Consider the following 14,185-nt stretch of genomic DNA (forward strand, 5'->3'; position numbering starts at 1 on the left):
CCAGGGTTAACGATGAAAAAAAACAAGTTATCTCTCACTGAACAAGCACCCGCACCGCTGGTAGAAATTATCGCTTCACAGAATGCCCAAGCAGTATCGCCGGATTTTGGGTATCTGATTGAGGCTATCAAACAGCATTTTGCTGCCTCACTGGATGCAGTCATCCTGTATGGCTCCTGTCTGCACACCAGTAATCTGAGTGAGGGCATCGCCGATTTTTACGCCCTGGTCAATGACTACCACAGCGCTTACCCGGAGCGCTACCTGGCTCATTTAAATGCCTGGCTGCCCCCCAATGTGTTTTATGTGGAAGTCACCCAGCAGGAGAAAACTTTCCGGGCCAAGTATGCAGTCATTTCAACCGCCGACTTCGAATACGGTAATCAATTCTGGTTTCATCCCTATCTGTGGGCGCGCTTTGCTCAACCGGCACGTTTACTTTATGTGCGTGATGACGCTATCCGTCAGCGCGTCAATATGGCTATGGCGCAAGCAGTAGTAAAATTTCTGAAATCCGACCTGTTAGCGCTTGAGGCACGCGCAATAAAAGCTGAAGAAATCTGGACACAGGGTCTAATGCTGACCTACGCTGCAGAATTACGTGCTGAGCGGGAAACACGTGCACGCCACCTGGTCCAGCTCAATCTGGATAATTATGCTCGTCTGACGGCTGCTGCCTTGCCCGCTTTGAATGGCCTGCTGACTGGACAAGCCGATGGGCATTATAACTGCCATGCCACGCCAGCGGATAACCGGCGCGCCCGCCTGCACTGGCGGTTAAGACGCTGGCAGGGCCGAATTCTCTCCATCCTGCGCTTGAGTAAAGCTACGCTGACATTTCACGACTACCTCAATTACGCCGCCTGGAAAATCGAACGTCATAGCGGTGTCCGGGTTGAAATTACACCCATGCTGCGACGCCACCCGATCCTTTGGGGATTCAAGGTCATGTGGCAATTGCTGCGGCGGGGAGTGCTGCGCTGATTTTTTTATTGATTGATTCCTTTCAGGAGAGAACTTCATGACTCACTTATCTCGCCTCTTCACTTGCCTGTTGCTATTCACCCTCGCCGCCTGCTCCACCCTCTATTACAGTGGGCTGGAAAAAATCGGTATTCCCAAGCGTGATGTGCTGGTGCATCGGGTGGAAAAAGCGCGCGACACCCAGGAAGAAACCAAAGAGCAGTTCAAATCAGCGCTGGAGCAGTTTACCACCGTGACCAACTTCAAAGGCGGTGACCTGGAAGCAGTCTACAAGAAATTGAACAGCGAATATGAAGCCAGCGTCGCCAAGGCAAACGAAGTCAGCGATCGCATTACTGCCATCGAAGATGTTTCTCAAGCGCTATTTGACGAATGGGAACGGGAAATCACTCAATATTCCAATGCATCACTCAAACGCAGCAGCCAGCAGAAACTATTGGCAACTCAAGCACACTACCAGCAACTCATCACCACCATGAAAAATGCCGAAAGCAAACTTCAGCCTGTGTTAACAGTATTCAAGGATCAAGTCATGTACCTCAAGCACAACCTGAACGCACAAGCGATCGCCTCGCTGAAGGGTGAATTGGGCACACTCCAGTCTGATGTGTCCTCACTCATCACCTCAATGGAAAAATCCATTAACGAAGCCAATGCGTTTATCAAGACAATGGAGAAGAAGTGATTTGTTAGTTTAAAGCTAAATTGCTCAACTATTAAGAAATACAGGAAAACATCGTAAGGCTTACCGTTATCGGCATCATTTTTGAAGTATTATGTTGCGTCATTTTGAAGGTCTAATTCTAGCTAGATTTTTATAGCAACCTGAATAATGTATTAAATGACATATAGCGAAATTCGAGAATCAACAAAGGTAAAGCTGCTCGACAAAGTTCGACGGCACGATTACGGAAAATATTTGCTCAAGTCGAGCATCAGCAGAATTCGTGGTTTCACGGGCGAAGATATAACGTTCGAGTTTCCTGTTACCGCGCTCATTGGTCCGAACGGAAGCGGTAAATCATCTGTGCTTGGCGCAGCAGGATGCGCTTACAAACAAATTAAGCCTGGCCTCTTCTTTCCTAGAAGCGCCATCGGTGATGAATCAATGTCTGGATGGCGGGTCGAATATGAGCTTGTTGACAAAACAGTTAATTCTCGGCAGACAATCAAAAGAAGCAGCAACTTCAGACAAGCCAAGTGGGTTCGTGGTGAAGTGTTAGAACGTGATGTTTTGTTCTTTGGAATTGAACGCACAGTTCCGGCAGGCGAAAAATCCCGATTCAAAAAACTAATGCGCTCTACCTATCGTCACAAGGGCATACTTACCGATTTGCCCTCCACAGTCGCCCAGCAGATCGAGCATATTCTCGGCAAATCAGTTGACGGATTTAAGGTCACTGACGTTGGTCATGATGATGATTTTTTTATCGGGCGTAGCGGGATGAATCAGTATTCTGAATTCCATTTCGGAGCAGGGGAGTCATCAATTATTCGTATGATTTCTGAGATAGAAGCTACTCCATCCAATACCCTAATTCTCATCGAAGAAATCGAAAATGGACTACATCCAGTTGCCACTAGACGAATGGTGGAATACTTAATTGATGCAGCTGAGAGACGATCAATACAAGCTATTTTTACAACGCATAGTGACTACGCACTGTCACCATTGCCAAACGAAGCAATTTGGGCATGTATCGATGGGAAGTTACGCCAAGGAAAATTAAGCGTCGAGGCTCTGAGGGCAGTTGCTGGGCGTGTGGACAAGAAACTCGCCATATTCGTCGAAGACGAGTTTGCTAAATGCTGGGTTGACTCTATTCTTCGAGAACGCCTCGGAGTTGACTATGAGCAGATCGAAGTCCATGCAGTCGCTGGCGATGGTAATGCCGTCCTTACGCATAACGCACATATGACCAATCCCGCAATTACTTTTCGGTCACTTTGCATTATTGATGGAGATTCACAGCAGAAGGAAAATGAAGATTTCGGTATTCTTCGGCTCCCTGGTTCACAGCCAGAACTAACAGTTTTTGAGAACGCCCAAAGGAGACTAGATACAGACCTCGCAATTCTAACGGTGTCTTGCCAACGAGCTCCAGAGGCGCAGGAACTCGTCCGCCGCTCAATGGAAGAAATAATCCGTACCAATCGTGACCCACACCTGCTCTTTAACCAATTGGGTATCAAAATTGGTTTTGTTCCAGAGGGAATCGTTCGTGGGGCTTTTTTGGCACTATGGGTACGAACAAATGAAGGATTTTGTAGCCAGCTTGAATCACGGGTCCGCAGCCTCATCGAGGAAAACTAAATCTTATACGGCCTCATCGAGGAAACCTAAATCTTATACGTTATGCCAGATCACGCGCAATGATTAATCCATTTAGGCGAAACGCTATGCCCATCAATGACTGTAAGACAATTTAAAGCCCGAACCATACCCACCTCCACAAATTCGATATGGTTCAAAAAACGTAAATTTGTTCACTTCCCTTAGATTCAATGTGTTAGTGCGGATTTATCCGCATAAAAAAATAAACACAACGAGGAGCAAACCAAGAATTGATCCAGAGAGACAGAGAGTAAAAGAGCAAATGACGAGAATCGTATATACCGATCCTCACCATATCTGTTCTCATTATGAACAAGAAAGCCCAGTGCCTATCAATTTCATATTTTTTAGTTGCCATCCCTAATTACCTTAAGTAGTCTAGAGAAGGTGCTCAGTAACAAACAGCACCAGTAGTTCATAACAAATCAAGAATCCTGAGCTCATTCCCGTATTTACACATGAATTTACATTTTAATTCTATTTCCAAATCAAAAATGACGCGAAGGCGAGCCGCAGACAGTATAAATAATACGGCAAGGAGAGGCCGACAAAGTCAGGTTTGATTTAGAAATGGAATAAGGAGATATTCAAATGAATAATAATCCAGTTGGGTGGTTTGAAATCTACGTGCAAAATATCGAGGGGCTAAACGTTTTTATGAAGCTGTCTTCCAGGTCAAACTGGAACGGTTAGACAGCCCTCCCGGAATGGAAATAGAATTGTGGGCTTTTCCGATGGTAAAGGATGCAAGAGGAGCGTCTGGAGCATTGGTTAAGATGAAAGATGGACCTTCAGGTGGAAACTGCGTTTTGGTTTACTTCATGTGTACCGACTGTGCCGTTGAAGCTACTCGTGCGGCTGCTTCCGGCGGGCAAATAGTGCGAGAAAAAATGTCTATTGGTCAATACGGCTTTATCTCTTTGGTTGTTGATACCGAAGGCAACATGATTGGCCTGCATTCGATGCAATAACATCATCCTGGAACGGATAACTCAGTAGTCTTTCACGCTCGGCAAATACATTGGAGAAGTTTCTGAATAAGTCATGATGTCCGCAAGACATACTAACCAGCTCGTTGGTTTCCTGGGTTCAGTGAGACCACCTATGTGGGAACGACGAATTGGCTTTATTCGGTATCCCCTTGGTCTGTGCCTGATTTATCAGTTACTGGGTTGTCCAGTTTATTAGAAATTAAGCTTGACTCCAAATTCTGAGCGATTTCAACCATAACAGGAGTGTGATCAGAAGGTCGTTCCAATTTTCTAGGCTCCTTATCGATGATGCAGCTTTTACAGACACTGGCCAGTTCATTACTGAGCATGATATGGTCAATACGCAACCCCCTGTTGCGGCGAAAAGCGAGCATGCGATAATCCCACCAGGTATATGATTTGTCCGGCTGATCAAATAAACGAAAACTGTCAACGAGACCAAGTTTTAATAATTCCTGGAAAGCATTTCTTTCAGGCTCACTGCAAAGCACATGGTCTTTCCATAATTCAGGATCATGAACATCGCGATCTTCCGGCGCAATATTAAAATCTCCGAGCAAAGCTAAGCGTGGATAGCGTTCCAGTTCCTTGCTGAGCCATTGGCTCAGCGCGGTTAGCCACATTAATTTATATTGATATTTGTCTGAATCAATACTTTCCCCATTGGGCACATACACACAGATCACGCGTACATCTCCATAAGTCGCCGCGATGATTCGCTTCTGGCTATCCTCCAAATCAGGAATAGCTGTAACAACATCAGCTCCATTTTGCTTACTTAGTAGGGCGACACCATTAAACATTTTCTGACCGACATAGATCGATTGATAACCAAGCGCAGCAATTTCAGTGGTCGGAAAATTATCATCCTGTAATTTGGTTTCCTGCAGACATAACACATCTGGTTGATTAATCTCTAACCAATTGATGACCTGTGGCAGGCGGACTTTCAATGAATTAACATTCCAGGTAACAATTTTCATAGTATTAATTCTTATTATTCAGTTAGTTTCTGCAAAACACATCATAATGCACAGCATATAATTGATTCAACTCATTAACTTATTAAAGTTTACACATGATACATACTAATAGGCGTTAGCCAATTTAAGGTCGTTCCTATTGGAAATTACTGAGAAATCTGCTATTGAAACATTAAAATATGTATTTTTATAGCCTTATTTTGATTTTCTCACTGAGAAGACCGTCGACAAAGTAGAAGAGCATCCTCAATTTCTGATAAAATTTTAGGTTCTGAATTTTATAAGTGCCACGCAAGGAATTCCATCATGACTTATGTAGTAACTGAAAGTTGTATCAAATGTAAATATACTGATTGTGTCGATGTATGCCCGGTGGATTGCTTCCGCGAAGGCCCCAATTTTCTCGTAATTGATCCCGATGAATGTATTGACTGCACGTTATGTGTAGCTGAGTGTCCAGTAGAAGCGATTTATGCTGAAGATGATGTTCCTGACGATCAACGCGGCTTTATTGCGCTCAATGAGGAATTATCCAAGATTTGGAAACCTATCATCGAGAAAAAAGATGCACTCCCAGATGCCGACGAGTGGGCCAATGTTAAGGACAAACTGGATAAACTGGAGCACTAACTAAAATCTAGATACACTGCTAATGCCGTCTTACTCATGACTATCTGTTCGACGGCATCTGCAGGATCATTGCATCAAACCCATCAAGCCGTTATCCCAATCAGGAATATTGTGCTTATTTAACAGAAACGCATTCCCTCATTACTCTACCCACTGGTTTTTTCTAATCGATCTCAAAATTTTGCTCCTGTGCCAACCAATGCTGCTGACGCAATCTTGTAGGAAAAAGTCTGTGGCTCAAGGTTATCCAGTTGCTGCCCATCTATCTCAGCATGTGGATACAAGAAGAATGGCACTTTTCCTGTTTTGCCATTTTGGCCCAAGGAGATATTTTCGCCATGGTTAAAAGCTACCCAATTCATCTCCCAGGCGCCAAACAATTTCTCTCTCAAAGCGTTGACTTGCTCATGATTGCGAGGCAGACCTTCTAATGCGATTACCTTGCATACATCAGCCGGATCAGCGGGTACCCAACCAAGCCCGGCGAGATAAAATTCTGCACGACAATGTTGCGCTGTACTGACATCACCAAACTTACCTAAATTTTTGTTTAGCACTGATTCGTTTATCCGAATACCAAATTGCTGTCGTGCAGGAATACCCGAAGCACGCGCCAAGCCAACGAATAAGGCATTAATGTCCGCACACTTTCCATTTAGGTTTTCACTTGCTAGCATCTGCTTAACATCACCCTTTCCTCTGCCACGCACTTTCTGGTCATGAGTAGCATTGTCAATTACCCAATCATAAATAAGCCGGGCTTTCTGCAAAGGGGAATTGTTATTACTGTCTTTGGTAATGGAAGAAGCTGTTTTGCGGACAATACCATCTAATGGTATTTGTTGAGTTGATTGCAGAAAGCGCTTGATATTATCAGGAATAACTGCTTTGCCAGGTGCATTGTAGTACTGTAGATCACTTTGCCGTTCAGCGGTCTTGACGATGCTACTCACTGTAACATGGCGTTCATCATTTCCATTCCATTCGGCATAAAAAGCCGGAAAATTCGTTTGAGGAAGGGTATAAAACTTTGCTGATTTAGCACTGCCATTCCAGACACTCCCTTGGGTAAACTGATAAGGCGTGTCGTTGGTATCCGGTAGAGGCAGCCATAGACGTGCATTTTTGCCTGTTGTAGGCAAAGTCACTTGATATGACAACCGATAACTACGCCATTTGCCTGGACTCGTGGTTTGCGCAAAAATTGATGGAGTAATAGGAAGCAAGGTAGCACTTGCACTGATCAGTTTGATAAAATCCCTGCGTTTCATGCTCATCTCCTGTAACCAGTATAACTTTTGAAAATCTAATCTTATTACTTAATCAAGTCAATCAGCCTCCATCATGCCTACCCCTTCATCACAGCAACTTCCTGCAATTGAATTAGAAACCAGCGTACAGCCAACTCATACGATTTTGTGGATGCATGGACTTGGCGCTGATGGCAATGATTTCGTGCCTATTATACATGAGCTCGATCTGCCACCTGACACCGCAATACGTTTTATTTTTCCTCACGCCCCTAAACAACCGGTAAGCATCAATCAGGGTCTCATCATGCGTGCATGGTATGACATCAAAAATATCAATCTAAATCAGTACGAAGATGAAGCGGGTATTCGTAGCTCCCAACATGCGATCACTGCAATGATTGAGCGAGAAAATCAACGTGGCATTCCCTCTACCAATATTGTGCTGGCTGGATTTTCTCAAGGAGGTGTCATAGCTCTGCAGGTTGGTCTGCGTCACCCAGACAAATTAGGGGGCATTATGGTGCTATCAAGCTATCTGCCGTTAGCGCATACACTTACCAAGGAAGCACATAATGCTAATACCCCCACCTCCATTTTTATGGCGCATGGTAGCTATGATCCTATTGTACCGATCCACTTGGCAAAAACTTCCCGGCAGCAGCTACTGGAGGCTGGCTACCAGGTCGAATGGCATGAGTATCCAATGGAGCATTCTGTATGTGCTGAGGAGCTGACCGATATTAGCAAATGGTTGCGACAAGTCTTGCGATGATAAGCTGAAACATAAAATGACAACGATTTAAGGAAAACTCGATTCAAGCGTTTCTTGACAAAATAAACAGCATCTTTATAATCCTCTCTTTATTTTTGAATTGTGTTCTTAAGTACGTAGAACTCAAGATTGCGGGAATAGCTCAGTGGTAGAGCACAACCTTGCCAAGGTTGGGGTCGCGAGTTCGAGCCTCGTTTCCCGCTCCAATATCGAGATAAATTGGATTCTTTAGTAAATAGATAAAAAATCCATATCGCATTATTCATTGTGGTGTTACGATACAGACCACATTCTGATCATAAAAATGAATGGCGGGGTGGCAGAGTGGTTATGCAGCGGCCTGCAAAGCCGTCTACGCCGGTTCGATTCCGACCCCCGCCTCCAAAAATCCAGCATATTTTGATTGCCCGGATGGTGAAATTGGTAGACACAAGGGACTTAAAATCCCTCGGGCCTTATACGCCCGTGCCGGTTCGATTCCGGCTCCGGGCACCAAATAAGCATTTCAAGCAGTATTTCATCGTATCAAACCCATTGAATTTACTAGCTTTCAGAAGGATTGATAGTATCTTATAGTATCACAACGTATCTGGACATACCGTCAAAATGACGGTATTTTTGACGGTACTTTTAGATACCGTCAGGTGAGATACCGTCAAATGCTTACAGATACCGCAGTACGTAACGCTAAATCAAAAGATAAGCCATACAAAATGGCCGACAGTGGCGGCTTATATTTGCTGGTGAATTCCGCCGGGAAGTATTGGCGCATGGATTACCGATATGCAAACAAACGGAAAACACTGGCTATCGGTGTTTATCCAACGGTTACCCTTACTGTTGCACGTAAGAAAAGAGATGAAGCACGAGATTTACTGGCTAATGACGCTGACCCGGCGCTGGTGAAAGCCGTCAACAAGCAAGTTAAGAAACATGCTCACGAAAACACATTCCAGACTATAGCGCTTGAATGGCACACCAAGCAATCAACCACCTGGGCTGAATCCACTAGCGCCAATATAAAACGATGCCTGGAAGCAGATATATTCCCATGGCTAGGTAATCGTCCAATCAAGGATATTAACGCACCTGATTTGCTGGCAGTGCTACGCAAAATAGAAAGCCGCGGGGCGCACGAGAAAGCGCAACGGACAAGAGAATATGTTGGCCGAGTGTTTAGATATGCCATACAAACCGGACGCGCTGAACGTGATCCTAGCGGCGATTTAAGGGGTGCATTAACACCAGTCAAAGCAAAGCATCATGCCAGTATTACCGACCCAAAGGCCATAGGTGCATTGCTGCGCTCAATCAATGGTTTTGTTGGTTCATATACCACTAAATGCGCGTTACAGCTTGCTCCATTGTTATTTGTCCGACCGGGTGAATTACGTCAAGCAGAATGGGCAGAAATTGATTTTGATAAGAAAGAATGGCGCATACCCGGCCACAAAATGAAGATGGGTGAGCAACATATCATCCCATTATCACATCAAGCAATTGAGATTTTAGAAGCCATTCAGCCATTAACAGGGAATGGCAAATATATCTTTCCAAGCATAAGAAGTACCGACAGACCAATGTCAGAAAATACCGTCAATGCAGCATTAAGGCGCATGGGTTATGAAAAAGACGAAATGACCGGGCATGGTTTCCGCAGCATGGCTTCAACCCTACTTCATGAACATGGCTGGCCACATGAGGCCATAGAACGACAATTAGCCCATGCAGAACGTAACAAGGTAGCGGCTGCATATAACCATGCTGAGCATCTACCTAAACGTCGTGAGATGATGCAATGGTGGGCGGATTATTTGGATGAACTGGCAGCAGGTGCCAAGGTGATAAGTATTAACGGGTAGGCGCGTCGTTAAAATTTAGGCGAACGCTATTTCCTCGTAAGCCTTTTATACTTCTATTGATTATTCAATAGGTTGATCAATTTTTGGAAACTAGAATTCCACTTTATTAGCTTAGTACAAAATTTGATTTATAATACACAGCCATGCAACGTCATATCCTTATGGATACGGCGAGGCAAGTGAAATGCCCCCATTGTGTTGGCGCACAATGGGGGCGGTAATCCAGTCAATTTTTTAATCCGAGCAAGGATAATGACTGAGAGCGAATTACACCTTTTGGTGTAACTACAATTGTGATTATATACAAAATGTTTAACAAGTTGCTAACTAAAGTTACCTCTAAGTAACAACTATTGGTTGTAGATAATCGCCTCAGTCATTGTCATTTTTTATAAGGATCAATAACTTATATGGCAATGCAAAATCTTAGTTTCAAGAAAAAACCAGCAGTATTAGAACAAACTTCTTTTTCCCACGCTAATCTTTATTTGCGGATTCGCAAAGGATTATTCCCCTCCCCCGTCAAGATAGGCCGTACATCCGTATGGATTGACTCAGAAATCAATACGATGTGTAAAGCTCACGCAGCAGGACTAAACGACGTAAAACTACGTGAGCTAGTAGAGAAGCTGAAGGCAGATAGAAAAAATTTAATGCAATAAAAAAGGGAGCCAGAACAATGACTCCCTTGCGAAAAAATGCTTACCACAGCAATGATATTTTATCAAAAATTACCCCTCATCTAAAGGGCGTAATCCGTCGGCAAAACGGCGGCTTGCTCGCTTTTTGTCCTGGTCATAATGACAGGAAATCCCGCAGTCTGGCGGTCAATGTTGGCGATGATGGGCGGGTTCTCTTGAAATGCTTTGCAGGTTGCAGTATTCACGAAATAACAAGTGCTATGGGTTTATCGGTCAGCGATCTTTTCCCCGATACCAGCAAGGCGAAGTATGACCCACAGTCACGCGCATACTTTCAAGAGTGGCAAATTCTCGAAGCATTGGCATTTGATGCTGCAGTTCTATTGATTGCAGCCAGGCGAATCAATGAAGGCGAGACTCTACCAGAAGCAGACCTGGAATATTTAGCTAAAGCCGTTATTCGTATTAATGATGCAGTGAGCTACTCAAGGAGGTCTCATGGCAGATAGACCAAGCCTTGAAACAGAAACCGCAGAATTTTTTAGCCAGACATTATCAAATTCAGACGTTACAGACGTTACAAGCGTTACAACAAGTAATGGTGCGACTTTGGGCTGTAACGTCAACGAAAAATCAGACGTTACAGACGTTACAACTTGCAAAATTCCACCTTTAAAAGACCGGCCTAAATACCTAATACTGGATGATTGGCTTGAAGAAGGCGGCAGTAAATACCGTCCTGGTGTTTGGTATTTCGGAATAAAGACCCGAAAAGAAAACGGCGAAGAGGTGCAAATACCTACTGAAACGTGGATATGCTCACCCATCCATATTGACGCGATTACTCACGATAAAGATCAAAATAACTTTGGGCGCTTGTTGCGTTTCAAGACTTCAATTAACACATGGCGGGCATGGCCTCTGCCTATGGAAATGTTAAAAGGTAGTGGCGAGGAAATGCGCGGCGCGTTGTTAAATATGGGGGTGGAGATCGACCCAACCAGCCGGAACCAGCTTAGCAATTATATTCAGTCCCAACACCCAAAGAAGCGGATTCATTGCGTTACTAAAACCGGATGGTGTAGTAATAGCTTTGTTTTACCTGATAAGGTTATTGGCAAAGATAAAGACAGCATCATTTACCAGAGCATCACCAGTTTCTTTGATGAGTTTACCCAGGCTGGAACGCTGGACGGTTGGCAGGAATTGCCGCAGCTGGCAATTAGAAATCCCATGATGATTCTAACGTTATCGGCTTCATTTGCTGGCGTGATGCTTGATAAGTGCGGTCTGGACGGTGGAGGCATTCACTTCTTTGGCGATTCTTCAACGGGCAAAACAACCTTGCTAGATGCTGCGCGTTCAGTATGGGGCGGCAAAGCCTACCGTAGAAGCTGGAAGGCAACAGCCAACGGCCTTGAAGGTGCAGCTTCATTATTTAACGATAATCTTTTATGCCTGGATGAAATCAGCGAATGTGAGCCGCTAGAAGTTGGCAAGATCGTTTATTCACTCGGTAACGGGTACGGCAAACAGCGAGCCAATAGAAACGGCGATGCAAAAAGCTTAACCCGGTGGAAGTGCTTCATTATCTCCAATGGTGAAAGAACGATAGAAACATCCATCAAGGAAGGCGGGCGCACGGTCAAGGCTGGTCAAGCTGTAAGGTTATTGGACATACCTGTAGCCCGTAAATATGGCGCATTCGATGAACTGCACAGCCTACCTAATGGCGCGGCTTTGTCAGACAAAATCAAAAGTATTGCTTCAAGTCATTATGGACATGCTGGACGGGCATTTCTTAAAAAGCTTACCTCTGATGATCGAGACTTCAAAAAGTATTTCGAGCGATTTAAAAGCCTGTCTGCATTTCAATTTCAAGGTGATAACGACAGCGGGCAATTCAAGCGGGTTGCTGCAAGATTCGCATTGATAGCGCTGACCGGTGAGTTGGCTACTGAGTACCGATTAACTGGATGGGGTGAAGGAGCGGCGCTTGATGCGTCAGTCGAAGGCCTGCGAGCGTGGCAATCCATACGCGGCAAGGGCAACAGCGAAAAGCACCAGATACTAGAACAGGTATCTGATTTTATCAGTCGTCATGGTGATTCGCGTTTTTCTGATGCTGATAGCGTTAATCATGACTTGCCTGTGATTCGTGACCGGGCGGGCTGGTGGAAAGATTATGACGGCAAGCGGGTTTATCTGTTCAATTCCCCTGGACTGCGGGAAGCTTTAAAAGGTTTTGACTTCAACCGGGCGCTAGATGTGTTGCAAGAAGTCGGGGTATTACAGACGCTAGAGAGCGGGAAAGAACGCGCAAAGCCTACCCGTGTCAGCATTGGAGTCAAGAAGCTTTACCATATCCAGATAATAGAGGGGTAAGCATGGCGCTTGATTCCCTGCTTGCAAGCATTCGCGATAATTCTGTAACGTCTGTAACGTCTTGTAACGTGAGTGACGTTACGCGGAAACCCGCATTAATACTGGATGTAACGCTTGTAACGTCTGTAACGCCACAAATAACAAATAGCGACCTTGAAGAAATCCACACCTGGTTATTCTCAATTGGCGAACCAGAAGAAGATCATCACCTAGTGATTGATAAATACTGGAACGATCCTCAGGCGCTTGAGTATTTCCTGAAACATGCAAGGGGTGAGTTTAAGCATAGTTACACTGTAACGGATGAACGACGGTGAAAAATGAAGCATTCTGGCAAAGACAAACCCGTTCAAGTGATTGAGGGGGAACATTTACCCGCTCACCCTCCCCCAAAGCTTCCACGGTTGCGACTGGGTACACTTCGAGAGGTACGGCGGGAAATGGCGAAAGTTTACGAAGAAGTTAGACGGTTGAAATTGCCAAGTCAGGAAGGGACACGATTGATCTACATGCTAACGGCAATCTCTAACCAGATTCGTGATACTGAATTAGAACAACGTATTGAAAAATTGGAGCAAGCAAGTGAAGAACTTAGAGCAAAGAATCGCACGACTTGAAGCACAGAAGCTAAACCCGCTAGTTGATTACTTCCATGCAAGCGCCTGCATGTTTGCTCAAGAGCAAGGCAAACCGGAACCGGAAAGACCGGATGATATAGCCAAGGCGCTTGAGCAATTAGCGAATTACCTACCGGATTAACAATGAGCAAAAATCTTGAATCACGAATAGACGCATTAGAACAGCGTATTGCTGGCCTAGAAGAGCGAAAGCCCGCACTAATCTACTCAACTGCCCGGCAGACTTTAGAAGAAGCCAAGGCCGCTTATCAACAAAAGCATGGCTACCCATTCGATGAAGATAACAGCATAATCGTCGAAATTGTTACCGTAGACTGCACAAAAGAAGGCGGCGGGCGTGAGGTTGACCCGTCAGACCTTTAGCAGCCTGGCGGGTTGTTGCTTCAATCACTGGACTTTGCAAGCTCCACATTAGAAATGATGCGTGAGACCTCCATCGGATTTTGTAGCTGTCCGGTGGGGTTTTCTTATTTGATCAATTCTGCTGGTGTATTTAAGGAAAGAACAGAAAATTTTTCCAGAAAACTTTTATTAAATGGTGTATAGCTATTCGTTGATTTAATCACCCTGCAGATATAAAGAAACAGTTTTCTTTAGCTGATCAGCGTATTTGTAACGTGAGTTCGACATAAGAATCACAACCCTACAAGTGGAAGAGCTTGAGTGAATCTGATATTAAGTGAAGGTTTCTTCTCGCGGAACGTGTAAGC

At 44.6% G+C, this 14,185-nt stretch carries 16 protein-coding genes and 3 tRNA genes; 17 read left to right on the plus strand and 2 right to left on the minus strand.

All coding sequences use genetic code 11. The annotated features are described in order from the left end of the window. Positions 1 to 12 precede the first annotated feature (12 nt). The 4 genes from BLV54_RS16860 (at position 13) to BLV54_RS09195 (ending at position 4,290) form a co-directional block, all read left to right on the plus strand. Positions 13 to 984: a hypothetical protein gene (locus BLV54_RS16860; protein ID WP_143032466.1), complete on the plus strand. Its 972-nt coding sequence runs from the start codon at positions 13 to 15 to the stop codon at positions 982 to 984. Between the two features lie 37 nt (positions 985 to 1,021). Then, the gene (locus BLV54_RS09185) at positions 1,022 to 1,669 is read left to right on the plus strand and encodes a DUF2959 domain-containing protein (RefSeq protein WP_090570947.1); all 648 of its coding nucleotides are present in this window, start codon (positions 1,022 to 1,024) and stop codon (positions 1,667 to 1,669) included. 156 nt (positions 1,670 to 1,825) lie between these two features. Then, complete coding sequence (locus BLV54_RS09190; RefSeq protein ID WP_090570950.1) at positions 1,826 to 3,298, plus strand: ATP-dependent nuclease; 1,473 nt, start codon at positions 1,826 to 1,828, stop codon at positions 3,296 to 3,298. A 728-nt stretch (positions 3,299 to 4,026) separates the two neighbouring features. Continuing rightward, positions 4,027 to 4,290: a VOC family protein gene (locus BLV54_RS09195; protein ID WP_256329333.1), complete on the plus strand. Its 264-nt coding sequence runs from the start codon at positions 4,027 to 4,029 to the stop codon at positions 4,288 to 4,290. Positions 4,291 to 4,445: 155 nt separating this feature from the next. On the opposite strand, the gene xth is transcribed toward BLV54_RS09195, so the two are convergent. Then, the gene (gene xth, locus BLV54_RS09200) at positions 4,446 to 5,294 is read right to left on the minus strand and encodes an exodeoxyribonuclease III (protein ID WP_090570953.1); all 849 of its coding nucleotides are present in this window, start codon (positions 5,292 to 5,294) and stop codon (positions 4,446 to 4,448) included. A 306-nt stretch (positions 5,295 to 5,600) separates the two neighbouring features. Here xth and fdxA point away from each other — a divergent pair, with 306 nt between their 5' ends. Then, complete coding sequence (fdxA, locus tag BLV54_RS09205) at positions 5,601 to 5,924, plus strand: ferredoxin FdxA (protein WP_090570956.1); 324 nt, start codon at positions 5,601 to 5,603, stop codon at positions 5,922 to 5,924. A gap of 173 nt (positions 5,925 to 6,097) precedes the next feature. Here the strand turns inward: fdxA and BLV54_RS09210 are convergent, their stop codons facing one another. Continuing rightward, on the minus strand, positions 6,098 to 7,195 hold the full coding sequence (locus BLV54_RS09210) for a transglutaminase family protein (protein ID WP_090570959.1): 1,098 nt from the start codon (positions 7,193 to 7,195) through the stop codon (positions 6,098 to 6,100). Positions 7,196 to 7,268: 73 nt separating this feature from the next. Between BLV54_RS09210 and BLV54_RS09215 the strand changes: the two genes are divergently transcribed. The 12 genes from BLV54_RS09215 to BLV54_RS09265 all read left to right on the plus strand — a co-directional run bounded on the left by BLV54_RS09215 (position 7,269) and on the right by BLV54_RS09265 (position 13,838). Further along, positions 7,269 to 7,949, plus strand: coding sequence for an alpha/beta hydrolase (locus BLV54_RS09215; protein WP_090570963.1), 681 nt, complete (start codon positions 7,269 to 7,271; stop codon positions 7,947 to 7,949). A 131-nt stretch (positions 7,950 to 8,080) separates the two neighbouring features. Then, positions 8,081 to 8,155, plus strand: a tRNA-Gly gene (locus BLV54_RS09220). Between the two features lie 104 nt (positions 8,156 to 8,259). Next, positions 8,260 to 8,333: transfer RNA gene (locus BLV54_RS09225), tRNA-Cys, on the plus strand. A gap of 21 nt (positions 8,334 to 8,354) precedes the next feature. Further along, positions 8,355 to 8,444 (plus strand) — tRNA-Leu (locus BLV54_RS09230). A 164-nt stretch (positions 8,445 to 8,608) separates the two neighbouring features. Beyond that, complete coding sequence (locus tag BLV54_RS09235; RefSeq protein ID WP_090570966.1) at positions 8,609 to 9,811, plus strand: tyrosine-type recombinase/integrase; 1,203 nt, start codon at positions 8,609 to 8,611, stop codon at positions 9,809 to 9,811. Positions 9,812 to 10,221: 410 nt separating this feature from the next. Then, the gene (locus tag BLV54_RS09240) at positions 10,222 to 10,473 is read left to right on the plus strand and encodes a helix-turn-helix transcriptional regulator (RefSeq protein ID WP_090570969.1); all 252 of its coding nucleotides are present in this window, start codon (positions 10,222 to 10,224) and stop codon (positions 10,471 to 10,473) included. A gap of 17 nt (positions 10,474 to 10,490) precedes the next feature. Beyond that, entirely contained in the window at positions 10,491 to 10,961 is a 471-nt protein-coding gene (locus BLV54_RS09245; RefSeq protein WP_090570972.1) for a hypothetical protein, read from the plus strand. After that, positions 10,951 to 12,837 carry a DUF927 domain-containing protein gene (locus BLV54_RS09250; RefSeq protein WP_090570976.1) on the plus strand — a complete coding sequence of 629 codons (1,887 nt, stop codon included), beginning with the start codon at positions 10,951 to 10,953 and terminating at the stop codon, positions 12,835 to 12,837. The genes BLV54_RS09245 and BLV54_RS09250 overlap by 11 nt, the downstream gene beginning before the upstream one ends. Positions 12,838 to 12,905: 68 nt before the next feature. After that, on the plus strand, positions 12,906 to 13,154 hold the full coding sequence (locus tag BLV54_RS09255; protein ID WP_143032467.1) for a hypothetical protein: 249 nt from the start codon (positions 12,906 to 12,908) through the stop codon (positions 13,152 to 13,154). 3 nt (positions 13,155 to 13,157) lie between these two features. Next, entirely contained in the window at positions 13,158 to 13,454 is a 297-nt protein-coding gene (locus BLV54_RS15560; RefSeq protein WP_176969728.1) for a hypothetical protein, read from the plus strand. Beyond that, the gene (locus tag BLV54_RS09260; protein ID WP_256329335.1) at positions 13,420 to 13,596 is read left to right on the plus strand and encodes a hypothetical protein; all 177 of its coding nucleotides are present in this window, start codon (positions 13,420 to 13,422) and stop codon (positions 13,594 to 13,596) included. The genes BLV54_RS15560 and BLV54_RS09260 overlap by 35 nt, the downstream gene beginning before the upstream one ends. Positions 13,597 to 13,598: 2 nt before the next feature. Beyond that, positions 13,599 to 13,838: a hypothetical protein gene (locus BLV54_RS09265; RefSeq protein WP_090570982.1), complete on the plus strand. Its 240-nt coding sequence runs from the start codon at positions 13,599 to 13,601 to the stop codon at positions 13,836 to 13,838. The last annotated feature ends 347 nt before the right edge of the window (positions 13,839 to 14,185 follow it).

It is taken from the genome of Nitrosomonas sp. Nm33, assembly GCF_900107265.1.
Classification (GTDB): domain Bacteria; phylum Pseudomonadota; class Gammaproteobacteria; order Burkholderiales; family Nitrosomonadaceae; genus Nitrosomonas.